The following is a 23,262-nucleotide window of genomic DNA, read 5'->3' as shown; positions in this document are numbered from 1 at the left end:
GCCACGTCACACGAAGGACCGACATCGATGTCCATCCCAGATCAGAGTCCGACACCAGAATCGCCGGCGCCGCGCGTCGCGTGCATCGGCGGCGGGCCGGGCGGCCTGTTCACCGCCATCGCGCTCGCCCAGGCCGTGCCGGGGGCGTCGATCGACGTCTTCGAACGCAACAGCGAGTCCGACGTGTTCGGGTTCGGAGTGGTGTTCTCCGACGCCACGCTCGACTGCGTCGACCGCACCGATCCGGTGTTGCGGGACGTGCTCGCCGAACACGGACGGCACTGGGACGCCATCGAGGTTCGCAGCAAGGGCGTGACCACCGCCGCGGGTGGCAACGGCATGGCGGCCGTGCACCGTCGCGTGCTTCTCGGCGCACTCCGCGATCGAGCCCTCGAACTCGGTGCACGACTGCACTACTCGTCGTTCGTGGACGCGGCCACTCTCGATGCCGGAGGCGACTACGACCTGATCGTGGCGGCGGACGGGGCGAACTCCGCCACTCGTGAGCGTTTCCTCCCCGAACTCGGGCACACCGTCGAGGTGGCCGCGGTCAAGTTCGTCTGGTTCGGCACCACGTACGGATTCGACGGGCTGACCTTCCTGCACAAGCGGTCCGAACACGGCAACTTCGCGGTGCACGCCTACCCGATCGGCTCCGGTCTGAGCACCTTCATCGTCGAGACCGACGAGGACACCTGGCGTCGCGCCGGACTCGACGGATTCGACACCTCCCTCCCTCCCGGCGAGAGCGACCTGGTCACCCAGCGCTACCTCGAGGAGCTGTTCGCGGACCAGATCGACGGACACCCGCTGGTGGCCAACAACTCCCGGTGGGCGAACTTCCGCACCCGCCGCACGCGGCGGTGGCACGCCACGGCCCCCGCGGGCACGCCGGTGGTGCTCCTGGGGGACGCGGTGCACACCGCGCACTTCTCGGTGGGGTCCGGCACCAAGATGGCGATGGAGGACGCCGCGGTTCTGGCACGAACCCTGGCAGACGACACCGACATCGCGTCGGCACTGGTGGCGTTCGAAGAGACCCGTCGCCCACAGGTGGCGAAGATCCAGGACTCGGCGAAGCCGAGCCTGTCCTGGTGGGACCACTTCGGTGAGTACCACCGGACACTCGATCCCTGGCAGTTCGGGTTCCATTTCTTCAGCCGCGCGATCTCGGCCGAGAAGATGCGTGTGCGCGACCCCGAGTTCGTCGCCGCGGCCGAGCGGGCGTGGGTCGCGCAGCACGGTGCGGCGCCGCTGGACACGCCGCTCACGATCGGTGCGCTGACGCTGAACACCCGGCTGCTGGCCGTCACCGAGAGGGCCGGCGGCGGATTCGACCTGGGCGACGGTACCTCCGTGCTGTCCGCGACCGACGCGGCAGGGAGCGCTGTGCGGCTGTTCGATGCACCGGACTCCGATGCCACCTCGCTGGACGACACGGTCAGCGCAGCACTGGACGAGCTGTGCCTGCGCGGGCCGGACGCCGTCGTCGTGCGGGGCGGTACCGAACTGTCGCGTGCGCTGTGCGCCGAGCGCATCCGCCTGGGCGACAGCATCCCCGCGGTGCTGGTGGATGGGCCGGCGTCCGTACGCACCCGTCGCGCGGTCGACGAGCGGGACTGCGCGGCGACGCTCGTGTTGTCCGGTCGGGCGGACGCCGTCGCCTTCGGGATCGGCCCGCGCACGGTCGAGCATGCTCTCTCATCCGTCGAGGTAGGAGAATGACAGTGACACAGCACGTTTCCGCGACGGTATCGTCGCCGCTCGACAGGCTTTTCGCGCCGTCGTCGATCGTGGTGGTCGGCGCATCGTCCTCCCCGGAGAAGTTGGGTTCGGTGATGCTGGACGCGATCACGCGGGGCGGGGACGGCACGGTGTCCGTCTTCGGCGTCAACTCGAAGGCCGACGGTTTCCACGTCTCCCTGCGCGCCGCCACCGAAGCCCACGGGTCGGCGATCGATCTTGCGGTGCTGTGTATTCCGGCGGCAGCAACTCCCGCGGCGCTGCGGGACGCCGCGGAGTGCGGCGTCGGTGCGGCGCTGATCTGCTCCGGTGGATTCGCCGAAGCAGGTCCCGAGGGTGTCGCCCTGCAGCGGGAACTCGCCGAGATCGTGCGGACCACCGGAATCCGGCTACTCGGCCCGAACACGTCCGGCTTCTTCCGCCCGGCCCGTACCGTCGTGAGCTTCGTTCCCACCGTCGAACACATCTCGGTCGGAACGGTGGCCGTCGTTGCCGCGAGCGGTGGCATGAACCATGCACTGTCGTTCCTGCTGTCCGACGCCGGTGTCGGCGTCGGCCTCGGCGTGGGGCTCGGCAACTGCGTCGACGTCACCAACGTCGCCGTCCTCGACCATCTCGCCGGGGATCCGACGATCACCGCGATCGCCTTGCACGTCGAGTCCGTGGACGACGGCGAGGCACTCCTGGACACCGTGCGACGGGTCAGCGCGCGCAAGCCGATCGTGGCCGTCGTCGTCGGACGCACTGATGTCTCGGCGTTCGCGGAGTCGCACACCGGTGCCCTCGCGACCTCGTGGAAGACCACGCGCGCGCTCCTGACGGAGGCCGGCGCGGTGGTCGTGGACTCCGAGCAGCAGCTCGTCGACGCCCTGGCCGTGCTCAGCCGCACGCGGCTCCCCGCGACGGCGAACCCCGGCATCGGCCTCGTCACCGCCCAGGCGGGGCCCGGGTTGATGATCCTCGACGACCTGCTCGCCGGTGACGTCCGCGTCCCCACCCTCGACGACAAGGTTCAGGAGTCCCTGTCAGAACTGCTGCCGCCGTTGACGTTTCAGGGCAATCCGGTCGACACCGGCCGTCCCGGCGCCACCTTCGGTGCGGTGTTGTCCGCGACCGCGTCCGACAGCGGCATCGACGCACTCGCCGTCTACGCGCTCGCCGAGCCGGACGTCATCGACCTCGCCGACGTGGTCCGCCGGTCGGGTGTGACCGACCAGGTCCCCGTCGTCCTCGGGATCGGTGGTCCCGCTGTCGCCGTCGCGGGGGCCGCGTCGACCGCGGCCGGCATCGGAGTTTCCGTGCTGCCCAGCCCGACCGCGCTGGCCACCGGTGTGCGGGCACTCGTTCAGGACTCGCGCGCCCGGGCGCTCGGCACCGACCGGGAGGCGCTCCCGTCGGCCGCCGCCGCGCCTCGGGTCGTGCTGCCCGCCGACGAGGCGACCGCGAAGGACTTGCTCGAGGCGCTCGGGATCGCCACCCCGCCGCGGCGCGTCTGCACCGACCGCGCCGCGGCGCACCGGGCGCTCGGAGAACTCGGACTCCCGGTGGCGGTGAAGATCCTCGACGCCACCGTCCTGCACAAGACGGAGATCGGCGGCGTTCACCTCGGAATCCGCACCCCGGGTGAACTGGATGCGGCGCTCGACGCACTCGACGCCATTCCCGCGTCCGCGTACCTCCTGGAGAGCATGGCGCCCTCCGGTGTCGACCTGTTCCTCGGTGCACGGCGTGATCCGGTGTTCGGTCCCATCGTCGTCGCCGGGTTCGGCGGCACCGCCGCCGAGGCGATCGGCGACGTGGCCATCCGCAGTCACCGGCTGACCCACGCGGCCGCGGCCGCGATGCTCGACGACCTGCAGGCGGCCGCCCTGCTCGACGGGTGGCGCGGCGGACCGGTCCTGGACCGCGACGAATTTGCCCGCATCGCAGTCGGGGTCGCCGGCTACCTCGCCGACCACCCCGAGATCAGCGACATCGAGATCAACCCACTCCGCTTGACCGCCGACGGGCTCATCGCGCTCGACGCGGTGATCGTTCCCACCGTCACCACCGCCACAGACGAAGGAGCGCTGCGATGAGCGTCCGTCGAGCCCGGATCGTCGAGGGCATCGTGCCCTGGCCCGAGGACCTGTCCGAGCACTATCGGAAGGCCGGCTACTGGCAGGGCACCTCGATCGGTTGCCGCATCGCCGAACAGGTTGCGCGGCGCCCGCACGACGAGGCGCTCGTCGACGGGCCGGTGCGGCTGACCTACCGGCAGGTGTGGGACCGAGCGGGCAGCCTCGCGCAGTACGTGCTCGACCTCGGGATCGCGCCCGGGGACCGGATCGTCCTGCAACTGCCCAACTCCTGGGAGTTCGTCGCGCTGACCCTGGCCTGCTTCCGGATCGGGGTCGTGCCCGTGATGGCGCTGCCCGCGCACCGTCGCCACGAACTGACCCACCTCGCCGCACTCGCCGAGGCCACCGCGATCGTCGTCGCCGACACCGACCGTGACGCCGACCTCCGCGTCGTCGCGCAGGAGGTGGCGGCGGACGTGCCCAGCATCCGCGTGGTGCTCGTCCACGGCGACCTGTCCACCGACAGGGTGGACACACCGGAGCACCGCCTCGCGGCGGGAGCCACCACCCCAATCCGATTCGGCGACGGCGACTACGAGCCGGCCGGTGCCGATGTGGCCTGTCTGCTCCTGTCCGGTGGTACCACCGGACTGCCCAAACTGATCGTCCGCACCCACGACGACTACGTCTACAACGTTCGACGGTGCAGCGATGTCAGCGAATTCGACGAGAAGACGGTGTACCTCGTCTCTCTTCCGGCGTCGCACAACTTCCCGCTGGCCTGCCCGGGCATCCTCGGGACACTGTTCGCCGGTGGTAGGACGATCATGCTGCCGTCGCCCTCTGCGGACCGGGCGCTGCGCACCATCGACGCCGAGGGCGTCACGGTGACCGCCGTCGTGCCCGCCGTCGCGCAGACCTGGATCGAACACCAGCGAGAGCATCACACGCTGCGCGGGAGCAGTCTGAAGGTGTTGCAGGTCGGTGGTTCCCGCATGCCCGACGAAGTCGCCACCCGGGTCGAGCCCGTGCTCGGCGCGCGGTTGCAGCAGGTGTTCGGCATGGCCGAGGGGCTGATCAACATGACCCGCCTCGACGACGACCCCGAGATCATCCACACCACCCAGGGGCGGCCGGTCAGCGAGGCCGACGAGATCGCCGTCGTCGACGAGATCGGGGACCCGGTGCCGGACGGCACGCCCGGCGCACTCCTCACTCGCGGTCCGTACACCCCGCGGGGCTACTTCCGGGCCCCCGAACACAACGCGCGGGCCTTCACCCCGGATGGGTGGTACGCCAGCGGCGACGTCGTCGTTCGCCGGCCCGACGGGAACCTCGTTGTCGCCGGCCGTGACAAGGACATGATCAACCGCGGCGGCGAGAAGATCTCCGCCGAGGAGGTGGAGAACTTCGCCTACCGGATCGACGGTGTCGAGATGGCGGCAGCTGTGGCCATGCCGGATCCGACACTCGGCGAAAAGCTCTGTCTCTACGTCACTCTCGCGCACGGCGTCGAGCTCGGCCTCGCCGATGTCGTCGACGTCATGAACCGCGCGGGCGTGGCCCGGTTCAAACTGCCGGAACTGCTGGTCACCATCGACGCGATGCCCCTGACGAAGGTGGGCAAGATCGACAAGAAGGCCATGCGCGAGGACATCCGCGCCCGACTGATGAGCTGACGCCAGTGGTGCACAAACGGACGGCGCAGCCTCCGTTTGTGCACCACTGCGCGAAGCGCAGCTCAGCGGCCTGCGAGCATCATCGCGTCAGCGTGGCTCGAGCGATACAGCTGTGTTCCGGTGCCGTACTGCAGCGTCTGGGCGTGATCGGGGTCGGCGGTGAGTAATTCCCGTGCGCCGGCCGCGTCTCCGTCGTGGAGGAGTTTCCGTACGCGCGTCGATGAACACACCGCGCCGTCGACCTCGACCAGGTCGACCGCGGTGACGGCGAAGCCGGACCGGGACCCGGCTTCGCGTAGCAGCGTGACGTCGCCACTGTTGCCGCGGCCGAAGCGGAAGTTCGCTCCCACGACCACGCTGCGCGCCCGAAGCCCTTCCACGAGAACGTCGTCCACGAAACGCTCGGCAGTGGTGTTCGCGAATCGGGGGGTGAAGGGCAGGACGACCGTTTCGTCGATCCCGGCGGCCTCCGCGGCGGCCAGCCTCTCCCGAAGCGTCATCAACAGGCGCGGCGCACGGTCGGATGCGACAACCCGCAGTGGGTGCGGATCGAACGTGACGAGGATGGAAGGGACGCCGAGTCGTCGGGCCTGCTCGACGGCGGCCCCGACGACGGCGCGGTGGCCCGCGTGAAACCCGTCGAACACGCCCAGGGTGACGACACTACCTCTGGATTCCGCCGACATTCTGTCCTCCCGCCCTCGTCCGATATCGACTCCTGCCGGCTTTGGCTGCCCTCCGCTTCGGCGTGAACTCGATGAGCCAAACGTATGACCCGGGCCACACCGCGTCGATCCGGTAAGCGAAGGCTCGATCCGCAACGCGCGGACGCTGCGTGCAGTGGTGCACAAACGGACGGCGCAGCCTCCGTTTGTGGACCACTGACCGCTAGCGCAGCTGTGATTCGAGTTCCTTGGTGTACGGGCGGATGGTGTCGAGTTCGCCGGCCGCGACCTTGCGCACCCAGTGGGGCTCGGCGAGGACGGCGCGGCCGAGGCCGACGAGGTCGAACTCGCCGCGGTGGTAGAGGTCGAGCAGGGGAGCGAGGGAGAGGCTGGCCTGGCCTTCGGACGCCTGCCCGAGGAACGGTGCGGACACGCCGACGGACCCGAGGGCGATGACGGGCAGGCCGGTGAGGTGCTTGGTCCAGCCGGCGAGAGTGCGTTCGGAGCCGTCGAATTCGGGGAGCCAGTAGCGTCGGGTCGAGACGTGCAGGACGCTGACGCCCGCGTCCACGAGCGGCGCGAGGTGCTGTTCGAGTTCGGTCGCGGTGTCGGCGATGCGGGCGTCGTAGTGTCCGCCCTTCCACTGCGAGAAGCGGTACACGACGGGGTAGTCGGCGCCGACGCGGTCGCGGATGGCGGCGACGATCTCGGCGCTCAGCCGCATCCGGTTGGCGATGGACCCGCCGTAGGTGTCGGTGCGTCGGTTGGTCTTCTCCCACGTGAACTGGTCGAGCAGGTACCCGTGGGCGCCGTGCAGTTCGACGCCGTCGAATCCGACGGCCTTCGCGTCGGCGGCGGCGCGGACGAACGCGTCGACGATGCCGTCGATGGTGGCGGCGTCGGCGGGGTCGCCGACCGGCTGTCCGTTCAGTCCGACACCGGACGGGCTGACGACGGGGGCGTCGGCGTTGGGGGCGGCGCCGGCGATGCGGGTGCCGCCGAGGTGCCACAGCTGCGGGATGATGCGTCCGCCTTCGGCATGCACGGCGTCGACGACCTTGCGCCACCCGGCGAGCGGCTCGTCACCGTAGAACGCCGGGACGCGGCTGCTGGCGCCCGAGGAGTACTCGTCGACGTAGGTGCCTTCGGTGACGATCAGTCCGAGGGAGGCCGCGCGGCGGGCGTAGTACTCGACGACGTCGTCACCGGGGGTGTTGCCCGGGGAGAACTTCCGGGTCATCGGTGCCATGACGAAGCGGTTCGACAACGCGAGGCCGGGGATCGCGGTGAAGGGTTCGAGCAGCGGCCCGATGTCGGCGCCGTCGAGGAGGGTCGTGATCGGGTTGGCGTCGGCGGTGGTCTCGTCGTGAAGGTCGCTCATGTTTCTCCCACTCGTAATGCGTCGGCGGTCGGATCAGGGGACGGGATGCTCGGCGAGGACTGCGTCGAGCAGTCCGGGGAACCGGGCGTCGAGGTCGGCGCGCCGCAGGGCGAGACGCCGGTTCCGGCCGCGCAGTTCGCTGTCGATGACGCCCGCTTCCCGAAGTACCTTCACCTGGTGCGACTTGGTGGATTTGGGCAGGTCCGGGCCGAGCGCCGAGCAGTCCACCATGTCCTGCGGTCCGTTCGACAGCTGGCGCACCAGGGCCAGTCGCGCCTCGTCGCTGAGGGCGAAGAGGACGGCCGTGAGTTCGATGTCCTCACGGCCGGGATGTGGCAGCTTCGAAACTTCGGGCATGGTTCGACAATAGTTGAACCGTCCCGGGTCCATGCCGTAAGTTGAGCTAATGGTTCCAAACAACTCGAACTATCTGGTCGAGGACGCGGTCCCGAACGCGCCGACCGCGGCTGTCGGGCGCGACCTCGGCCGTCGCGGACGCCTCGGCTTCCGGCTGATGCTGACCGCGGCCACCGCGATGATGGCCGGAGCGAGCGCGCCGTCGCCGTTCTACCCGGTCATCCAGGCGGAACTCGGCTTCTCGCCGGTCATGACGACTGCAGTGTTCGCCGTCTACGCGGTCGCCCTGCTCGGCACCCTGCTCGTCGTCGGATCGGTGTCCGACCACCTCGGCCGCCGGCCGGTGATCTCGCTCGGATTCGTCCTGCTCGCCGTCAGTGTCGTGCTGTTCTGGCACGCCGACAGCGCCACGGGGTTCGTCGCCGCCCGCGTGCTGCAGGGTGTCGCCAGCGGACTGCTGCTGTCGGCGTTGTCGGCGGTGGTCGTGGATCTCGAGCCACGCGACCGACCCGGATCGGCGGCGATCTGGAACGCCGTGACACCGATGGTCGGCCTGGCGGTCGGCGCGCTCGTCGCGGGCATCGTGCTCGACGGCGTCGGGCACTCCGCCGCCGCGGCCGTGTTCGGGTCGCTCACCGCGCTGTACCTGGTGCTCGCCGCCGGCGTGTGGACCGTTCCCGAGACCGCGCCGCGGCACGAGGGACTGCTCGCCTCGCTGCGGCCCCGCGTCGCGTTGCCCCCGGACGTCCGGGCCGTGTTCGTGCGCAGTGCACCTGCGGTCTTCGCCGGCTGGGCGACCGGTGGCCTGTACCTCTCGCTCGGCCCGGCGATCGTCGCCGGTGAACTCGGCGGAACCTCGCACCTGTCCCAGGGGCTGGCGGTGACGCTGCTGGCGGGCGCCGGCGCGGTGGCCGGATTCCTGGTCCGGCACCGCACGCCACGCTTCATCACCCTGTACGGCACGACGGCACTGGCGGTGGGCACCGCCTCGACGCTCGGCGCCCTCGCGCTCGGCTCGCTGCCCGCCTACTACGTGGCCGTGGTGGTCGCCGGAACCGGGTTCGGCACCGCCTTCTTCGGGGTCCTGCTGTCCATCACCCCGCTGACCCGTCCGGAGGATCGAGCCGAGGTGTTCGCCGCGATCTTCGTGGTCAGCTACACGGCGTTCGGGGTGCCCGCGGTGATCGCCGGACTGCTCGTTCCCCACCTCGGCCTCGCGACGACCGTGTACTGCTACGGGGCGGTCATCATCGTGCTCGCCACCTCCGCGGCACTCATGCGCCGGTTCGGGTCCCGCGACTGACGGGAAGTCCGCCCGTCAGTCGGCGGTGCCGGTCTGCAGGAAGGTCAGGAGATCGGCGTTGATCGTGTCGGCATGCGTGGTGGGCATGCCGTGCGGGAAGTCCTTGTACGTCTTGAGCGTTCCGTTCTTCAACAGTTCCGCGCTCTTCGGTCCGGAGGCGACGTAGGGAACGATCTGGTCGTCCTCGCTGTGCATCACGAGCACCGGCACGGTGATCTTCCGGAGGTCCTCGGTGAAATCGGTCTGGGAGAAGGCGACGATCCCGTCGTAGTGGGCCTTCGCTCCACCCATCATGCCCTGACGCCACCAGTTGTCGACGACGGCCTCCGACGACTCCGCCCCCGGCCGGTTGTAGCCGTAGAAGGGTCCCGAGGGCAGGGCCCGGTAGAAGTCGGAGCGACTTGCCGCCAGCTGCGCCTGCAGGTCGTCGAAGACCTCCTTGGGCAGGCCTTCCGGATTGGTGGCCGTCTTCACCATCAGCGGCGGCACCGCGGCGATGAGTACCGCGGCGGCCGCCCGGTCCTCGCCATGGCGTGCCAGGTAGTGCACCACTTCGCCGCCTCCGGTGGAGTGGCCGACGTGGATGGCGTCCGACAGGTCGAGGTGGTTCACCAACGCGGCGAGATCGTCGGCGTAGTGGTCCATGTCGTGGCCGTCGGCGACCTGCGTGGACCGACCGTGGCCGCGCCGGTCGTGGGCGATCACCCGGTAGCCCTGCTTCAGGAAGAACAGCATCTGGTTGTCCCAGTCGTCCGCTGACAGTGGCCAGCCGTGGCTGAAGACGATCGGCTGACCGCTGCCCCAGTCCTTGTAGAAGAGCTCGATACCGTCATTGGTCGTGATGGTGGGCACGATCGGTCTCCTGTCGGCGGGTGTCAATCCTGCTGGGGCGGAGCGTAGCCACCGGGCGGTCGGCGCGCCTCGACTGTGCATGCACGGTTGTTTCCCGACTGCGCGGTTCCCACGAGTGTATGGGACCGGCCACAGTACGGAAGATGTTTGAATCTTCAACTGTTGTGCGTGGTGAAGCCACCGTGACCCGTCAGGATCGGGCCCGGCGTCCTACGACAACGGAGGGAACACCATGACAGACTTCACCGGCAAGGTCGCACTCGTGACGGGAGCCGGATCCGGCATCGGGCGGGCCGTCGCGCTCCGACTCGCCAAGGACGGCGCGAAGGTGGTCCTCGGAGACATCAATCTCGATGCGGCGCAGTCGGTTGCCGACGAGATCACCGCCGCGGGCGGCACCGCCGCCGCGGTCGCCCAGGACACCTCCAAGCCCGCCGACCACGAGGCCGCCGTCGCGAAGGCTGTCGAGACCTACGGTGCCCTGCACCTCGCGGTCAACAATGCGGGCATCGGCCTGAGCCCCGGCCCGATCGGGGAACTCGACGTCGACAAGTGGCGCACCCTGATGTCCGTCAACAGCGACGGCGTCGTCTTCGGCATGAAGTACCAGATCCCCGCGATGCTCGCCGCCGGCGGCGAGGGCACCGCCATCGTCAACATGTCGTCCGTACACGGCAACGTCGCCACCGATTCGCCCGGATCCGCGTACACCGCGTCCAAGCACGCGGTGATCGGCATGACCAAGGCCGCTGCAGTCGAGTACGGCGAGGCCGGAATTCGGGTCAACGCCGTGCAGCCGGGCGTCATCGCCACCCCGCTCACCGAGATGCCCGACGACGCACGCGCCTTCCTCGAGCGCAAGCACGCGATGAAGCGATTCGGCCGGCCCGAGGAGGTCGCCGGGGTGGTCGCGTTCCTGCTGTCCGACGACGCCTCGTTCGTCACAGGCGCCGGATACCTCGTGGACGGCGGCTACACCGCCCTCTGACACCGCGCGCCATTCTGTGCCGCTCCCGGCAGGGAGCGGCACAGTCGCGTTCGGCGGACGGCAGTTTCGTCCGCGCCGGCCGGCGGCCCCGACGTCGTCGCCGGTGCGGTCGAGGAAGCCGGTGGCGACCGGTCCCGCGTGCCGTCAGCTCCGGCCGAGCCAGTCCGCGAGGACGGCGTCGGTGTCGGCTCCGCTCGGGCGCGGACCGGTCGGCGCGCCGGGCGCGGTCCGGGAGAACCGCGGCGCCGGGGCCGGCTGGGGGACGCCGTCGACGTCGGTGATGGTGCCGCGGTGCGCGAGGTGCGGGTGGGCCGCGACCTCGCCGAACGCGAGCACCGGCGTCACGCAGGCATCGGTATCGGCGAAGACCCGCGCCCAGTGGTCGCGATCGTGGCGGGAAATGGTGTCCGCGAACAGCTTCCGGAGTTCCGGCCAGCGCTCCCGGTCGAGTTGGTCGGGCAGGTCCGCCGCGTCCAGTCCCAGTCCGTCGAGGAGCTGTGCGTAGAACTGGGGTTCGATGGCGCCGACCGCGATCGCGCCGCCGTCGGCGCAGCGGTAGGTGTCGTAGAACGGGGCACCGCCGTCGAGCAGGTTGGTGCCGCGGTCGTCGCTCCACGCGCCGACGCCGCGCATCGCCCACATCATCTGCATCAGGGTGCTGGCGCCGTCGACCATCGCGGCGTCGACCACCTGACCGGTGCCGGACCGCTGCCGCTCCCACAGCGCGGACAGGATCCCGACGAGCAGGAACATCGATCCACCGCCGAAGTCGCCGACCAGATTCAGCGGCGGCACCGGCTTGCCGTCCGCGGTGCCGATCGCGTGCAGCGCGCCGGTCAGGGAGATGTAGTTGATGTCGTGGCCGGCCCGTGCGCTGAGCGGTCCGTCCTGGCCCCAGCCCGTCATCCGGGCGTAGACGAGTCGCGGGTTGATCGCCGCGCAGTCCTCGGGGCCGAGGCACAGCCGTTCCGCGGTGCCGGGCCGGAAGCCTTCGACGAGGACGTCGGCCGCGGCGACCAGGGCCAGCACCCGCGACCTGCCCTCCTCGGTCTTGAGGTCGGCGCTGACCGACCTCCGGTTGCGCAGCAGATGGTCGGGCTTGCCGTCCATGACGTCGAGTCCGCCGGACGGGCGCTCGACGCGAACCACGTCGGCCCCGAGATCGCCGAGGATCATCGCGGCGTGCGGGGCCGGGCCGATGCCGGCGAGTTCGAGCACCTTGAGTCCTGCGAGCGGGCCTGTCATCGAATGATCGCCTTTCCGATTCGTCTCGGTGCGCGGTGTCGACACACCGTCCACAGATTAGCGAACGTTAAATAGGCCTGCTCGTCAGGGGCGGGGCAGGAACGTCCGGGTCCGAGCGCCCCGACGGGCGGTGCGCACCGGGCCGGGTGCATCGGAGAGGATGAACACGGTCCGGCGTCGCGCCGGGTGCGGAGACGGCGTGCGGAGGCGGAGATGGCTGTGGCGGCGAGGGGAGTGTCGGTACGGGTGGCCGGGGTGGTCATCGGAGCGGTTCTCGCGTTCGCGACCGCGGCGTGCGGGTCGCAGACAGTGGAAGGCACTGCCGCGGCGCAGGTTTCGACGATCGTCGGCCAGGACGTCGGGGACGGCGGCGGTTCGACGGACTTCCGCGCCGACGTCGGCGACTGCGTGCGACTCGGCGGAACGGTGTCGGCGGCCGAGATCGAGCACGCGGCGTGCGGGAGCGCGGACTCGAACTACAAGGTGATCGGCAAGGCGTCCGAGAACGCGCAGTGCCCGTCCGATTCGGACCAGGTCTACTACGAGACGTTCGGGTCCGTCGAGCAGGGTGCGCTGTGCCTGGACATCGACTGGGTCATCGGCGGCTGCATGAGCGTGCCGGACGGCGACGAGGAACCGCTCCGCGTCGACTGCACGGATCCGACCGCGTCACAGGTCGAGCGGGCCACGGCGATCGTCGAGGGTGTCACCGGCGTCGACGAGTGCGACGAAGGTGGCTTCACGCACCCCGAGCGCCGGTTCACCGTGTGCACGGTGACGGTCACGGAGTAGCCGCGGTCGCCGGGGGCGGTCCTGCCCGACCGGAAATGGCGTCGATCGTTATGATCTTGTGATGCCAGTGCTCATCCCCGCCCTCGCCGGGAAGACGTTCCCGCCGAAGAACTACCTCGTCGGACGAGAGAAGGTCCGTGATTTCGCGCGGGCCCTCCGGTCCGGCAACCCGCTGCACGTCGACGTCGACGCCGCGCGGGCCGCCGGATTCGCCGATGTCGTCGCACCGACCACGTTCACGTCGGTGATGCAGGGACAGGCGATCCTCCAGCTGGTCGACTTCGGGCTCGAGCCGAGCCGCGTGGTGCACGGATCGGAGAAGATCGAGCACCACCGGCCGATCGTCGCCGGCGACGACCTGGCCACCACGTTGACCATCACGGACGTCACCGAACGGGCGGGCAACGCGATCCTGACGGCGGTCTTCGACATCCGCGACGAGGCGGGTCCGGTCGCCACCATCACCTCCACCCTGCTCGTCCGAGGAGAAGACGCGTGAGCGCCGCAGCAGCCCCGACCTTCGCCGGACTCGAACTCGGCGAGGTCGTCGCCAAGGCCGATCTGACCGTCACGCGTGAGGACCTGGTCCGCTACGCCGGTGCCTCCGGCGACACGAACCCGATCCACTACAACGACGCCGTCGCGGCCGCGGTCGGCCTGCCCGGCGTCCTCGCGCACGGCATGCTCACCGCGGGTCTGGCACTGCAGGTCGTGGTCGACTGGATCGGCGACCCCACCGCGGTGACCTCGTACGAGACCCGGTTCACGCGTCCGGTGGTCGTCGACGCGATCGACGGCGCCGACCTGTCGGTGTCGGTGAAGGTGGCCCGGCTCGACGCCGCGTCCCGCACGGCCCGGCTCGACGTCACCGTCACCCACGGCGGTCGGACGGTACTCGGGAAGACGCAGGCGCACGTCACCTTCGCCGCCTGAACCGCCCCACCGCCGCCGGCCGGCCCGGCTGCCGCTCGACCGTGCCGAGCCGTTGACCCGCGACGCCCTCTAGAACACCAGTCCGACCGCGAGCAGGGCGACCGCGAGCAGGGGCAGTGTGCCCTGGGTGATCGCGGCGCGGGCCTTGTCGGGGGACGAGACCAGCAGCACCAGGGCCGCGGCCAGCATGGACCCGGTACCCGCGAAGACCAGTGCGGCGCCGACCGCGGTCGCGTCGATCGCGGCCGCGACCACCCCGACGACCGTGACGATCGCCAGGAAGAGGTTGTAGAAGCCCTGGTTGAACGCGAGTTCCCTGGTGGCGAGCGCCTCGGCCTCGGTGGTCCCGAACGTCGCGCGGGTGCGCGGCGCCGTCCACCTGAGCGATTCGAGCACGAAGATGTAGACGTGCAGCGCGGCCGCGAGTGCGGCGAGGATCAGGCCTGCGGTCACCATGGTCACTCCTCCTTGTTGTGAACCGACCGTTCCAACACATAGTGGAATGACCGTTGCACAACGAGGAGAACAGTGTGGGAGTGGGCGCAGGCGTAGGGGTGTCGGCGGCGTTGCCCTCAGCTCGAGTTGAAGAAGTGACCTTCCGTCGGGGGTGCTCTACGTTCGGCGAGCAGGTATCGACGACGAGCAGGATGGGCACATGGATCTCGGATTGAGTGGCAAGCGGGCGATCGTGACGGGCGGCAGCCGCGGCATCGGGCGCGCGGTGGCGCGTGGTCTCGCGCTCGAAGGCGTGGACGTGGTACTCGCGGCCCGCGGCGCGGAAGCGCTCGCCCTCGCCGCGAAGGAGCTCTCGCAGGAGACCGGACGACGGGTGATCGGTGTCCCCACCGACACCGGCGACGAGGAGTCCGTGAACGCCCTCGTGCGGACGGCGGTCGACGAGCTCGGCGGCGTCGACATCCTGGTGAATTCCGCGGCGACGCCGTGGAGTTCGGGCAAGCCGCACGACTTCGCCTCGACCACGGACGATCTCGTTCGCGAGGAGGTGGAGATCAAGGTCCTCGGCTACCTGCGGACCGCGCGGGCCGTCGCGCCGCACTTCATCGACCAGGGCTGGGGACGCATCGTGAACATCAGCGGACTCGGTGCGCGGCAAGCGAATTCGATCGCACAGACCGTCCGGAACGTGAGTGTCGCGGCGCTGACGAAGAACCTCGCCGACGAACTGGGGCCGCACGGGATCAACGTGACGGTCGTGCACCCGGGTCTGACCCGCACCGAGCGCCTCGTCGAACGGCTCGACGCGCAGTCGGAGGCCGAGGGGGTGCCGGTGGCCGAACTCGAGGAGCGCCTCGTCGCGAACTCGATCGGACGCCTGCTCGACGCGTCCGAGGTCGCCGACGTGGTGACGTTCCTCGCGTCGCCGCGCGGCGTCGCGATCACCGGCGACGCCGTCGCCGCCGGCGGTGGCGTCCCGGGGCCCGTCTACTACTGACCGGCCGGGTTGTCGGTGCGGAGAACTTCCTCCGCGGGCGGCGGCATGGTGGCAGTGTGGTAGTCGTCCGGTACCCGGCGGGACGAAAGGGCTGAGCGTGGGCGAGGTCGACAACGACAAGGTCGAGCGGGTGTTCGACCGCCTCGCGCGACACTACGAGCGGCAGATGACGCGGGTCGAGAAGCTGGTCCTCGGCCCGGCCCGGGAGTGGGCGGTCTCGCACGCTCGGGGCCGGGTACTCGAGATCGCCGTCGGCTCCGGGCTGAACCTGGCGCTGTACGGGGACGACGTGACCAGTGTCGTGGGCGTCGACCTGTCGAGCGAGATGCTGGACCTCGCGCGTGCCAAGGTCGTCGACGCCGACCGGATCGAGTTGCGGCAGGGTGACGTGCAGGCGCTGGACCTGCCGGACGCCTCCGTCGACACCGTGGTCTCCACCTACACGTACTGCACGATCCCCGATCCGGGTCGGGCGAGCGCCGAGGCGTACCGGGTGCTCGTCCCGGGAGGTCGCATCGTCCTCGCCGAACACGGTCCGTCGACGAACAGCATTGTGCGCGTGGTGATGCGGGCCGTGGAACCGCTGGCCGTGCTGCTCGACGCGGATCACCTGACGCGGGATCCCGTCCCGTACCTGCGCGACGCCGGCTTCACCGTCGACGACGTGCAGCGGACGGGCCGCGGCGGGATCGTCTTCCGCGTCCTCGCCCACAAGCCGGTCGAGATCGCCGGCGGCTCGGCCGACTCGCTGCGCGCCGGCTGAGGTAGCGGGAGCGATCGGCGCTGCCGAACGGACTCGCCGCGGACAGGCGATCGGCACCAGCGCATGAGCCGGTGCCGATCGACCGCCGCGCGGGTCAGTCCTTGAAGGCGTCCTTGACCTTCTCGCCGGCCTGCTTCAGATTGCTCTTGGACTGGTCGGCATGCCCTTCGGCTTCCGTGTCCTTGTCCCCGGTCGCCTGACCGACCTTCTCCTTGGCCTTGCCTGCGACCTCTTCGGCCTTGTTCTTCGCCTTGTCGATGGCGCTCATTCTGCCTCCTCGGCTGTGTAGCGCGTGCTTCGTGCCGCGGGTTCGCGGACGAAAGAGCCAAGTGCGACGACCTGGCCACGCCTACTGGCATACCCAGCGCCGAGCGGTCCTACACGGACCGGTGATCGCGCTGGTCACAGGTGTCGACGGCATGACGGCGATCGGCGTGACGAGCCGGCGTCCGGCTCTCGCCGCGGCCGGGGCGCGTCGGTGATCGGTAACACAACGCGCTGCGCCGGGCGATGGTCAGGAGTGGGGAGGACGTCACGGTTCTCGCGGTATCAACCAAGAGGAGTGATCATGAGCAATCGGATGGTGAGTCGTGCATGCGCAACGGCATTCGCGGCCGGGGGTGTCGCCGTGGCGACGCTGACGGGAGGAGCCGCCGTCGCGAACGCGCAGCCGGCGCCGCCGACGTCGACGACCATGACGTGCGGGAGCGCGAACCCGCTCTTCTGGGCGCCACGTTTCACGTGGACCGTGACCGCGTCGTCGGGGGAGTCGCTGCCGCCGGGCGGGGCCGGGCTGGAGCCGGCGATCCTGCTCAGTGGCAACAACGAGCTTCCTGCACCGCCGGGTGGGCTCATCCCCAGCATCGGGCTCAACTGGTACGGGTCCCGGGTGCTCGTCGACTGGACCAACACCACGACCGGCGCGTCCGGTCACAGCGTCAGCGACGAGGCGGCGTGGCAGCAGAAGCCGGGCATCCCGATCAACCGCACCTGGACCGGGACCGGCGCCGTCTCGTTCACCGTCACCGTCGAGACCGGTGCCGGCTGGTGGTTCGTCAACACCCAGCGCGCCGTGTGCACGGGGACGATCTCCGTGGTGCCCGGGCGCTGACCCGCACCGGCACGGTTCCGCACCGGCACGGTTCCGGACCGGCATGGTTCCCCGCCGGCATGGCTACTGTGGTGACGTGGTCAGCTCCTCCGATTCACCCACCGTGACCGATGTCGGCGACAGCGCGCCGTTCGACCGGCTGCTGCCGTGGCTGCTGCTGGTCGGCGGCGCGGTCGGTCTGCTCGCCGCGTTCGTGCTCACAGTCGAGAAGTTCGAACTCGCCGCCGACGCGACGTACACGCCGTCCTGCAGCATCAACTCGGTCCTCAACTGCGGCTCGGTGATGTCCACGTGGCAGGCGGCGGTGTTCGGGTTCCCCAACTCGCTGCTGGGCATCGTGGGGTTCTCGGTGGTCACGGCCACCGGTGCCGGACTGCTCGCCGGTGCGCGCTTCGCCCGCTGGTACTGGACGGGCCTGCAGATCGGTGTGACGCTCGCGGTGGTGTTCATCCACTGGCTGATCGCGCAGAGCCTCTACGTGATCGGGGCCCTGTGCCCCTACTGCATGGTGGTGTGGGCCGTGACCATCCCGGTCTTCTGGTACGTCACCCTCCGAAATCTGCACCACGGCACCTTCTCTCGTCCCCTGCGGGCAGAAGTGGTGGCCGCCAGGGGAAATCACCTGGTGCCACTGATCGCGTGGTACGTCGCGGTCGGCGCGCTGGTGTACTTCCGGTTCTACGCGTAGCCATCGATCGACAGGGAGTTCCCCGTGCCCGGCACCGACCCCGCCGTCCCGAACGCAGGCGAACAGCCGCAACTCGCTCGGCGGCTCGGAACCGGCGATGCCGTCGTGATCGGGCTGGGAGCGATGATCGGCGCCGGCATCTTCGCCGTACTCGCCCCCGCCGCGCACGCCGCGGGATCCGGGTTGCTGATCGGTCTGGCGATCGCCGCGGTCGTGGCCTACTGCAACGCCGGTTCGTCCGCCCGGTTGGCGGCACGGTACCCGGCGTCCGGGGGGTCGTACGTCTACGGGCGGGAGCGGCTCGGCGAGTTCTGGGGTTACCTCGCGGGTTGGGCCTTCGTCGTCGGCAAGACCGCGTCCTGCGCCGCCATGGCGTTGACCGTCGGCCTGTACGCGTGGCCACAGCATGCGCACGCCGTCGCCGTTGCGGCCGTCGTGGCGCTGACGGCAGTCGACTACACGGGCGTGCAGAAGTCGGCGTGGCTGACCCGGGCGATCGTCGCGTTCGTCCTGGCGGTCCTCGCCGCCGTCGTCGTCGTGTCGTTGACGTCGGACGCCGCCGAGGTCGCGCGCCTGCAGTGGGGAGCGGACATCACCGGTGGCGGGGTGCTCCAGGCGGCCGGGCTGTTGTTCTTCGCCTTCGCGGGATATGCGCGGATCGCGACGCTGGGCGAGGAGGTGCGGGACCCGGCCCGCACCATTGCACGCGCGATCTTCTGGGCGCTCGGCGTCGCGCTCGTCGTGTACACGGCGGTCGCGGTGGCGACCCTCGTCGTCCTCGGCCCGCAGGAACTGGCATCGTCGAGTGCGCCGCTGTCGGACGCGGTTCGGGCCGCCGGCGCGGACTGGCTCGAGCCGGTCGTGCGAGTCGGTGCGGTGGCGGCCGCGCTGGGATCCCTGCTCGCGCTGATCCTCGGCGTCTCCCGGACCACCTTGGCGATGGCCCGGGACCGTCACCTGCCCGGCGTGCTGGCCGCCGTGCATCCCCGTTTCGGGGTCCCGTATCGGGCCGAGCTGGCCGTCGGGGCGGTCGTGGCGCTGGTCGCGGCGTTCGCCGATGTCCGCGCGGCCATCGGGTTCTCGTCGTTCGGGGTGCTGCTGTACTACGCCGTCGCCAACGCGTCGGCGTGGACCCTGGCTCCCGCCGAGGGGCGGCCGGCGCGCGTCGTCCCCGTGGTCGGTCTGTTCGGCTGCCTGGTGCTGGCGTTCGCCCTGCCGTTCGCGTCGGTGGCCGCCGGGCTCGCGGTGATCGCGGTCGGCGTAGCGCTCTTCGGACTCCGGCGGCTGCGCGTCTCGTGACGGGTGTCGGGACCGACCGGATCAGGTCGGCGTCCCCAACATCGGAACCAGGAACTGCCTTGCGACCGAAGCCAACTGGGCATCGTCGTCCAGGTCGACAATGTGGCTGGGGATGGTGAGGAACGACGCGGACACCCGCACCATCATCTCGGCCACCAGCTCGGTGTTCAGATCGCCCGAGATGGTGCCCGCCTGCTGTTCCCGGCGAAGCTGGCCGGTGACGAACTGACGCACGGCGGCGAGCATCCGGCCGTCGCTGCCGACGATGGACCCGGCGAGCAGCGTCGGCTCGGTATCCAGCAGCCCGCCGATCAGCGGGTTGGTGCGGATGGCGCGCAGCGAGCTCACGAAGCCGAGCACGACCCGATCGGCGGCGGTCTCGGCGTACGAGATGTCGTGGAGGAAACGCGTGAAGTACCGCCGGAATTCGCGCAGGATCACCTGATCGACCAGCGCGTCCTTGGTGTCGAACTTCCGGTACAGCGTGATCCGCGACAACTTGGCCCGGCGGGCCACTTCCTCCATCGACGAGCGTTGGATGCCCATCCGGCAGAACTGCTCGTACGCGGCATCGAGCACCCGTGCGCGAGTGGGGTCCTCGTCGGGTTGCTCGAGGGCGTCGAGGTACGCGCGTTCGAGCAGGGACGGACCGGACGGGGTGGCGTCGGGCGGCGCAGGTTCCACGGTTCCTCCTGAGGTGCTCGACTCTACCGTCGCACCCGTTTGCTTGTGACCGGCGCCACTTGTGTGCTCTGATGTTACAAGGGAACGGACATTGTTTCATTGCATCATCCGGTGTGTTACATCCGACGGACGTTGAGGGGAGCGACCAGATGGAGAAGCTGAGCAGGAGGGACGTGATGAAGGCCGGTGGCGTGTTGGGGGCGCTCGGTGCGGTTGCGCTCGCCGCACCCGCGACCGCCGCCGCGCAACCGTGGCGATGGTCGCCGGCCGGATCCGTGTCGGGCACCGGAAGCGGTGTGGACCCGACACAGGTGTGGGACACCGAGGCGGACCCGCTGGTGGCGTCGCTCCTCGACCGGGGTGACGTACCGAAGGTCAACGAGTTGCTGCGGACGTGGAAGACGAACGGGCAGCCCCTGCCGGACGGGCTTCCGGCGGATCTACGGGACTTCCTCGACCGAGCCCGGCAGCTCCCCGGGTGGGCCGATCGCGGCAAGCTCGAGGCGGCCGTGCGCTTCAACGAGAAGCGGGGAACGTATCTCGGTGTCCTGTACGGCTTCGCCAGCGGGATGATGAGCACCGTCATCCCGAAAGAGGCTCTCGCGGTGTACTACTCGAAGGGCGGCGCGAACATGAAGCGTCGCATCTCGCGCACCGCGAAGCTCGGCTACGACATCGGCTCCCGTGACGCCTACCGCGAGGACGGCGAGATGATCGTGACCGCCGTGAAGACGCGACTCGTGCACGCGGCGGTGCGTCACCTCCTGCAGAAGTCGTCACACTGGACTCACATGGCGCCGGAGGACGTGCCGATCAGCCAGCGGGACATGATGGTCACCTGGCACAGCCTGCCCACGACCGTCATGCGCACCCTGAAGGCGTGGGGCGTCCCGATCGCCGCCGACGAATCCGAAGGGTTCCTCCACTCGTGGCAGGTCAGCGCGCACATGCTCGGCATCGAGGACCAGTACATCCCGGCCTCGTGGGACGAGGCGGAATCCCAGGCCCGGGAGGTGCTGGACCCGATCCTGGCGCCGACGCCGGAGGGCATCAAGCTCGCCGACATCCTCCTCGACCTCGGGGCGGGCCTCGACTTCACGCTCCTGAGCCGGCCCATCCTCGGGGCGCTGACCCGGTTCACGCTCGGCGACGACATCGCCAACTGGCTGAACATCCCGCGGGAGCCGGTGTGGGGCACGCTGCTCGACGTCTCGTGGGGACCGTACGTCCAGGTTCGCGAGGGCCTGCTCCCGCTGCCGCTGGCCCCGGAGGCCTACTGGACCTTCGACGAGTTGCTGCGCCAGTTCGTCCTGCTCTACATGTCGGAGCTGCGGCCGATCAGCATCGAGATCCCGGAGAACAACAACCCGAACTATCCGTAGATCGTCGGCTCCGGGCCACCGAAGAGGCGCCGGGGCTGCGCATCCACCGGCCGTGCACGACCACCGCCGGTGCGAGACGGCCGATGTCGATCCCAACAGGGGGTGGATCGACATCGGCCGTTCTCGTGGGCGCACGGGTCGTGGAGGTGGTCAGGGGCGGTTTCCGGTCGACGGCAGCCGTGCTCGGACGAATCTGATTCGCTGCCCCGGCCGGATCTGCGCCGCCCGATCCATGTCGCCGCTGTCGACGACACCGATCACCGGGTATCCCCCCGTGACCGGATGATCGGGAAGGAAGAGGATCGGTTGGCCGGACGCGGGAACCTGCACGGCACCGTTCGCCATCCCCTCGCTGGGGAGTTCCTCGGTGCGGGAGCGTTTCAGTGTCGGCCCCGCCAGCCGCATTCCGACGCGGTTGCTGTCCGCCGTGACGTCCCAACTCGCCGAGAACAGCAACGCGAGCGCCTCGTCCTGGAACCACTCGTGGCGCGGACCGAGGTGCAGGAGCAGTGGAACGGTATCCGGGTCCATTTCGGCGACCGGTGCGAAGTCGACGTCCGGGAGGTCGTGGGTGTGGGGCCCGGCGGTGAGCAGGTCGCCGGCCGCCAACGGCCTCGGGCCCAGCCCGGAGAGGATGTCGGTCGCGCTCGAGCCCAGGACCTTCTCGGCCCGGATTCCGCCACGCACCGCCAGGTAGGTGCGCAGACCCGCCGTCGGAATGCCGAGGGCCAGAACGTCTCCCTTCGTCAGGTGGATCACGCAGTTGTGTCCGACTCGGACCCCGTTGCGGCGGCTGTCGCAGGGCGCCCCGGTGACAGCGACCGTCAGGTCGGCGACGGCTTCGACGGTCAGGCCCCCCAACGTCGCTTCGATGCCCGTGTCGTTCTCGGAGTTGCCGACCAGACGGTTCCCGAGCGTGAAACTCGCACGGTCGGCGGCGCCGGAGACACCGACACCCATTGCGATCATCCCGGGCCGACCGAGATCCTGCAGGGTCGCGAGCGGGCCGGCGGCGCGCACGAGGAACGACGGTGCGTGCATCAGGACACCTCGACGAATCGAACGTGATCGCCGGCGCTCAGCAGTGCGGGCGGAGTGCGCTCCAGGTCCCACATCCGGACCTCCGTTGTTCCGATCACCTGCCATCCGCCCGGTGACGACCGCGGATAGATTCCGGTGAAGGGTCCGGCCAGGGCGACGGCGCCCGCCGGAACCTCCAGCCGCGGCACCTCGAGTCGCGGCACGTCGAACGGTGCGTCCGCACCCACCAGATACGCGAACCCGGGTGCGAATCCGGTGAACGCGACCGTCCACAGCTGGGAGGTGTGGCGCCGGACGAGGTCGTTCGGTGTCAGACCCAGCAGGTCCGACAGTCCGCTGAGATCGGGACCGTCGTATCGGGTCGGAATGTCGACCACCTGCGTCTCTTCCGGCGTCGGTACCGGGGCCAGGTCCATGACCTGCACGGCGCCGACCACCTGGCGAAGGTCCGCCCGGTCGGGGTCGATCTGCACGAAGATGGTGCGGGCCGCGGGGACCAGATCGGTGATTCCGTCGATGTCCGCGGCCTGCAGGCTCGCGTGGTAACGGAGGACCTCGTCGACGTTCGCCAGCTCGATCAGGAAGGCTCGGTCGCCGCACGGTAGGACTTTCATGAGAGGAAGACTTGCACCGCCGTCCCCGGCTCGCCAACACCCGGGACTCGGCGACGACGCCGACCACGTCCATCTGCACCTCGGAGCGATTGCCCGACCGAGGCCCCCACTTGCCCGAAACCCCTCGTTGACATCGCTCGGCGCGGGACGTTCACTCAGTCGTACGTGCGTGACGCAGCGCCGACCCGAACGAGGGGAGCCGACGACGGAGAACCGGCGCCACAGGGCC

Annotated in this window: 24 protein-coding genes; 14 read left to right on the top strand and 10 right to left on the bottom strand. The window is 69.9% G+C overall.

What is annotated here, in order from left to right; translation table 11 throughout:
• Positions 1 to 27: 27 nt before the first annotated feature.
• Genes ACFYVR_RS17105 through ACFYVR_RS17095 form a run of 3 tightly spaced genes read left to right on the top strand, consistent with a single transcriptional unit; the run spans position 28 to position 5,482 of the window.
• Positions 28 to 1,725 (top strand): FAD-dependent monooxygenase, encoded by a 1,698-nt coding sequence (locus ACFYVR_RS17105; protein ID WP_387475171.1) that lies wholly within the window; start codon positions 28 to 30, stop codon positions 1,723 to 1,725.
• On the top strand, positions 1,722 to 3,821 hold the full coding sequence (locus tag ACFYVR_RS17100) for an acetate--CoA ligase family protein (protein ID WP_387475169.1): 2,100 nt from the start codon (positions 1,722 to 1,724) through the stop codon (positions 3,819 to 3,821). The genes ACFYVR_RS17105 and ACFYVR_RS17100 overlap by 4 nt, the downstream gene beginning before the upstream one ends.
• Positions 3,818 to 5,482, top strand: a complete 1,665-nt coding sequence (locus ACFYVR_RS17095; RefSeq protein WP_387475167.1) for a (2,3-dihydroxybenzoyl)adenylate synthase — start codon at positions 3,818 to 3,820, stop codon at positions 5,480 to 5,482. The genes ACFYVR_RS17100 and ACFYVR_RS17095 overlap by 4 nt, the downstream gene beginning before the upstream one ends.
• Before the next feature lie 62 nt (positions 5,483 to 5,544).
• Here the strand turns inward: ACFYVR_RS17095 and ACFYVR_RS17090 are convergent, their stop codons facing one another.
• From ACFYVR_RS17090 to ACFYVR_RS17080, 3 genes are all read right to left on the bottom strand, one after another.
• Positions 5,545 to 6,168 carry a hypothetical protein gene (locus ACFYVR_RS17090; protein WP_387475165.1) on the bottom strand — a complete coding sequence of 208 codons (624 nt, stop codon included), beginning with the start codon at positions 6,166 to 6,168 and terminating at the stop codon, positions 5,545 to 5,547.
• A 202-nt stretch (positions 6,169 to 6,370) separates the two neighbouring features.
• Positions 6,371 to 7,528, bottom strand: coding sequence for an NADH:flavin oxidoreductase (locus ACFYVR_RS17085; RefSeq protein WP_387475163.1), 1,158 nt, complete (start codon positions 7,526 to 7,528; stop codon positions 6,371 to 6,373).
• 33 nt (positions 7,529 to 7,561) lie between these two features.
• Positions 7,562 to 7,885: a transcriptional regulator gene (locus ACFYVR_RS17080; RefSeq protein ID WP_387475161.1), complete on the bottom strand. Its 324-nt coding sequence runs from the start codon at positions 7,883 to 7,885 to the stop codon at positions 7,562 to 7,564.
• A 49-nt stretch (positions 7,886 to 7,934) separates the two neighbouring features.
• Here ACFYVR_RS17080 and ACFYVR_RS17075 point away from each other — a divergent pair, with 49 nt between their 5' ends.
• Complete coding sequence (locus tag ACFYVR_RS17075; RefSeq protein WP_387475159.1) at positions 7,935 to 9,188, top strand: MFS transporter; 1,254 nt, start codon at positions 7,935 to 7,937, stop codon at positions 9,186 to 9,188.
• A 15-nt stretch (positions 9,189 to 9,203) separates the two neighbouring features.
• Here ACFYVR_RS17075 and ACFYVR_RS17070 read toward each other — a convergent pair whose 3' ends face one another.
• Entirely contained in the window at positions 9,204 to 10,040 is an 837-nt protein-coding gene (locus tag ACFYVR_RS17070; protein ID WP_387475157.1) for an alpha/beta fold hydrolase, read from the bottom strand.
• Between the two features lie 232 nt (positions 10,041 to 10,272).
• Here ACFYVR_RS17070 and ACFYVR_RS17065 point away from each other — a divergent pair, with 232 nt between their 5' ends.
• Positions 10,273 to 11,028 carry an SDR family NAD(P)-dependent oxidoreductase gene (locus tag ACFYVR_RS17065; RefSeq protein ID WP_387475155.1) on the top strand — a complete coding sequence of 252 codons (756 nt, stop codon included), beginning with the start codon at positions 10,273 to 10,275 and terminating at the stop codon, positions 11,026 to 11,028.
• Between the two features lie 144 nt (positions 11,029 to 11,172).
• Here the strand turns inward: ACFYVR_RS17065 and ACFYVR_RS17060 are convergent, their stop codons facing one another.
• Entirely contained in the window at positions 11,173 to 12,273 is a 1,101-nt protein-coding gene (locus ACFYVR_RS17060; protein WP_387475153.1) for a CaiB/BaiF CoA transferase family protein, read from the bottom strand.
• Positions 12,274 to 12,486: 213 nt separating this feature from the next.
• Here ACFYVR_RS17060 and ACFYVR_RS17055 point away from each other — a divergent pair, with 213 nt between their 5' ends.
• The 3 genes from ACFYVR_RS17055 (at position 12,487) to ACFYVR_RS17045 (ending at position 13,998) form a co-directional block, all read left to right on the top strand.
• A complete protein-coding gene (locus ACFYVR_RS17055; RefSeq protein ID WP_387475151.1) occupies positions 12,487 to 13,065 on the top strand; it encodes a hypothetical protein in 579 nt (192 codons plus the stop codon).
• A gap of 61 nt (positions 13,066 to 13,126) precedes the next feature.
• The gene (locus ACFYVR_RS17050; protein WP_387475149.1) at positions 13,127 to 13,564 is read left to right on the top strand and encodes a MaoC family dehydratase N-terminal domain-containing protein; all 438 of its coding nucleotides are present in this window, start codon (positions 13,127 to 13,129) and stop codon (positions 13,562 to 13,564) included.
• The gene (locus ACFYVR_RS17045) at positions 13,561 to 13,998 is read left to right on the top strand and encodes a MaoC/PaaZ C-terminal domain-containing protein (protein ID WP_387475147.1); all 438 of its coding nucleotides are present in this window, start codon (positions 13,561 to 13,563) and stop codon (positions 13,996 to 13,998) included. The genes ACFYVR_RS17050 and ACFYVR_RS17045 overlap by 4 nt, the downstream gene beginning before the upstream one ends.
• 69 nt (positions 13,999 to 14,067) lie before the next feature.
• Here ACFYVR_RS17045 and ACFYVR_RS17040 read toward each other — a convergent pair whose 3' ends face one another.
• Positions 14,068 to 14,454 carry a DUF1304 domain-containing protein gene (locus ACFYVR_RS17040; protein WP_387475145.1) on the bottom strand — a complete coding sequence of 129 codons (387 nt, stop codon included), beginning with the start codon at positions 14,452 to 14,454 and terminating at the stop codon, positions 14,068 to 14,070.
• 199 nt (positions 14,455 to 14,653) lie between these two features.
• Between ACFYVR_RS17040 and ACFYVR_RS17035 the strand changes: the two genes are divergently transcribed.
• Positions 14,654 to 15,451, top strand: a complete 798-nt coding sequence (locus ACFYVR_RS17035) for an SDR family NAD(P)-dependent oxidoreductase (protein ID WP_387475143.1) — start codon at positions 14,654 to 14,656, stop codon at positions 15,449 to 15,451.
• A gap of 97 nt (positions 15,452 to 15,548) precedes the next feature.
• Positions 15,549 to 16,214 (top strand): class I SAM-dependent methyltransferase, encoded by a 666-nt coding sequence (locus ACFYVR_RS17030; protein WP_387475141.1) that lies wholly within the window; start codon positions 15,549 to 15,551, stop codon positions 16,212 to 16,214.
• Positions 16,215 to 16,308: 94 nt separating this feature from the next.
• Here ACFYVR_RS17030 and ACFYVR_RS17025 read toward each other — a convergent pair whose 3' ends face one another.
• A complete protein-coding gene (locus ACFYVR_RS17025; RefSeq protein ID WP_387475139.1) occupies positions 16,309 to 16,482 on the bottom strand; it encodes a CsbD family protein in 174 nt (57 codons plus the stop codon).
• 300 nt (positions 16,483 to 16,782) lie between these two features.
• Here ACFYVR_RS17025 and ACFYVR_RS17020 point away from each other — a divergent pair, with 300 nt between their 5' ends.
• The 3 genes from ACFYVR_RS17020 to ACFYVR_RS17010 all read left to right on the top strand — a co-directional run bounded on the left by ACFYVR_RS17020 (position 16,783) and on the right by ACFYVR_RS17010 (position 19,312).
• On the top strand, positions 16,783 to 17,325 hold the full coding sequence (locus ACFYVR_RS17020; RefSeq protein ID WP_387475137.1) for a hypothetical protein: 543 nt from the start codon (positions 16,783 to 16,785) through the stop codon (positions 17,323 to 17,325).
• 76 nt (positions 17,326 to 17,401) lie between these two features.
• Complete coding sequence (locus ACFYVR_RS17015) at positions 17,402 to 18,013, top strand: vitamin K epoxide reductase family protein (protein WP_387475135.1); 612 nt, start codon at positions 17,402 to 17,404, stop codon at positions 18,011 to 18,013.
• A 24-nt stretch (positions 18,014 to 18,037) separates the two neighbouring features.
• The gene (locus ACFYVR_RS17010; RefSeq protein WP_387475133.1) at positions 18,038 to 19,312 is read left to right on the top strand and encodes an APC family permease; all 1,275 of its coding nucleotides are present in this window, start codon (positions 18,038 to 18,040) and stop codon (positions 19,310 to 19,312) included.
• A gap of 21 nt (positions 19,313 to 19,333) precedes the next feature.
• Here ACFYVR_RS17010 and ACFYVR_RS17005 read toward each other — a convergent pair whose 3' ends face one another.
• The gene (locus ACFYVR_RS17005) at positions 19,334 to 19,996 is read right to left on the bottom strand and encodes a TetR/AcrR family transcriptional regulator (RefSeq protein ID WP_387475131.1); all 663 of its coding nucleotides are present in this window, start codon (positions 19,994 to 19,996) and stop codon (positions 19,334 to 19,336) included.
• Positions 19,997 to 20,145: 149 nt separating this feature from the next.
• Here ACFYVR_RS17005 and ACFYVR_RS17000 point away from each other — a divergent pair, with 149 nt between their 5' ends.
• On the top strand, positions 20,146 to 21,378 hold the full coding sequence (locus ACFYVR_RS17000) for an oxygenase MpaB family protein (RefSeq protein WP_387475129.1): 1,233 nt from the start codon (positions 20,146 to 20,148) through the stop codon (positions 21,376 to 21,378).
• 150 nt (positions 21,379 to 21,528) lie between these two features.
• Here the strand turns inward: ACFYVR_RS17000 and ACFYVR_RS16995 are convergent, their stop codons facing one another.
• Both ACFYVR_RS16995 and ACFYVR_RS16990 read right to left on the bottom strand, forming a co-directional pair.
• Positions 21,529 to 22,419 carry a biotin-dependent carboxyltransferase family protein gene (locus ACFYVR_RS16995; RefSeq protein WP_387475127.1) on the bottom strand — a complete coding sequence of 297 codons (891 nt, stop codon included), beginning with the start codon at positions 22,417 to 22,419 and terminating at the stop codon, positions 21,529 to 21,531.
• A complete protein-coding gene (locus ACFYVR_RS16990) occupies positions 22,419 to 23,033 on the bottom strand; it encodes an allophanate hydrolase subunit 1 (RefSeq protein ID WP_387475125.1) in 615 nt (204 codons plus the stop codon). The genes ACFYVR_RS16995 and ACFYVR_RS16990 overlap by 1 nt, the downstream gene beginning before the upstream one ends.
• Between the last annotated feature and the right edge of the window lie 229 nt (positions 23,034 to 23,262).

The organism is Rhodococcus sp. NPDC003318 (assembly GCF_042879035.1).
GTDB lineage: Bacteria > Actinomycetota > Actinomycetes > Mycobacteriales > Mycobacteriaceae > Rhodococcus_G.
Note: the sequence above shows the minus strand (reverse complement) of the source record. Positions and strands in the feature narration are given on the sequence as shown.

What these genes read in the sequence shown, in the direction of transcription:
- ACFYVR_RS17095 (WP_387475167.1), top strand. Translation starts at nt 3,818, where the DNA reads ATGAGCGTCCGTCGAGCCCGGATCGTCGAGGGCATCGTGCCCTGGCCC.
- ACFYVR_RS17075 (WP_387475159.1), top strand. Translation starts at nt 7,935, where the DNA reads ATGGTTCCAAACAACTCGAACTATCTGGTCGAGGACGCGGTCCCGAAC.
- ACFYVR_RS17100 (WP_387475169.1), top strand. Translation starts at nt 1,722, where the DNA reads ATGACAGTGACACAGCACGTTTCCGCGACGGTATCGTCGCCGCTCGAC.
- ACFYVR_RS17035 (WP_387475143.1), top strand. Translation starts at nt 14,654, where the DNA reads ATGGATCTCGGATTGAGTGGCAAGCGGGCGATCGTGACGGGCGGCAGC.
- ACFYVR_RS16990 (WP_387475125.1), bottom strand. Translation starts at nt 23,033, where the DNA reads ATGAAAGTCCTACCGTGCGGCGACCGAGCCTTCCTGATCGAGCTGGCG.
- ACFYVR_RS17065 (WP_387475155.1), top strand. Translation starts at nt 10,273, where the DNA reads ATGACAGACTTCACCGGCAAGGTCGCACTCGTGACGGGAGCCGGATCC.
- ACFYVR_RS17040 (WP_387475145.1), bottom strand. Translation starts at nt 14,454, where the DNA reads ATGGTGACCGCAGGCCTGATCCTCGCCGCACTCGCGGCCGCGCTGCAC.
- ACFYVR_RS17060 (WP_387475153.1), bottom strand. Translation starts at nt 12,273, where the DNA reads ATGACAGGCCCGCTCGCAGGACTCAAGGTGCTCGAACTCGCCGGCATC.
- ACFYVR_RS17055 (WP_387475151.1), top strand. Translation starts at nt 12,487, where the DNA reads ATGGCTGTGGCGGCGAGGGGAGTGTCGGTACGGGTGGCCGGGGTGGTC.
- ACFYVR_RS16995 (WP_387475127.1), bottom strand. Translation starts at nt 22,419, where the DNA reads ATGCACGCACCGTCGTTCCTCGTGCGCGCCGCCGGCCCGCTCGCGACC.
- ACFYVR_RS17025 (WP_387475139.1), bottom strand. Translation starts at nt 16,482, where the DNA reads ATGAGCGCCATCGACAAGGCGAAGAACAAGGCCGAAGAGGTCGCAGGC.
- ACFYVR_RS17090 (WP_387475165.1), bottom strand. Translation starts at nt 6,168, where the DNA reads ATGTCGGCGGAATCCAGAGGTAGTGTCGTCACCCTGGGCGTGTTCGAC.
- ACFYVR_RS17080 (WP_387475161.1), bottom strand. Translation starts at nt 7,885, where the DNA reads ATGCCCGAAGTTTCGAAGCTGCCACATCCCGGCCGTGAGGACATCGAA.
- ACFYVR_RS17105 (WP_387475171.1), top strand. Translation starts at nt 28, where the DNA reads ATGTCCATCCCAGATCAGAGTCCGACACCAGAATCGCCGGCGCCGCGC.
- ACFYVR_RS17000 (WP_387475129.1), top strand. Translation starts at nt 20,146, where the DNA reads ATGGAGAAGCTGAGCAGGAGGGACGTGATGAAGGCCGGTGGCGTGTTG.
- ACFYVR_RS17050 (WP_387475149.1), top strand. Translation starts at nt 13,127, where the DNA reads ATGCCAGTGCTCATCCCCGCCCTCGCCGGGAAGACGTTCCCGCCGAAG.
- ACFYVR_RS17020 (WP_387475137.1), top strand. Translation starts at nt 16,783, where the DNA reads ATGAGCAATCGGATGGTGAGTCGTGCATGCGCAACGGCATTCGCGGCC.
- ACFYVR_RS17085 (WP_387475163.1), bottom strand. Translation starts at nt 7,528, where the DNA reads ATGAGCGACCTTCACGACGAGACCACCGCCGACGCCAACCCGATCACG.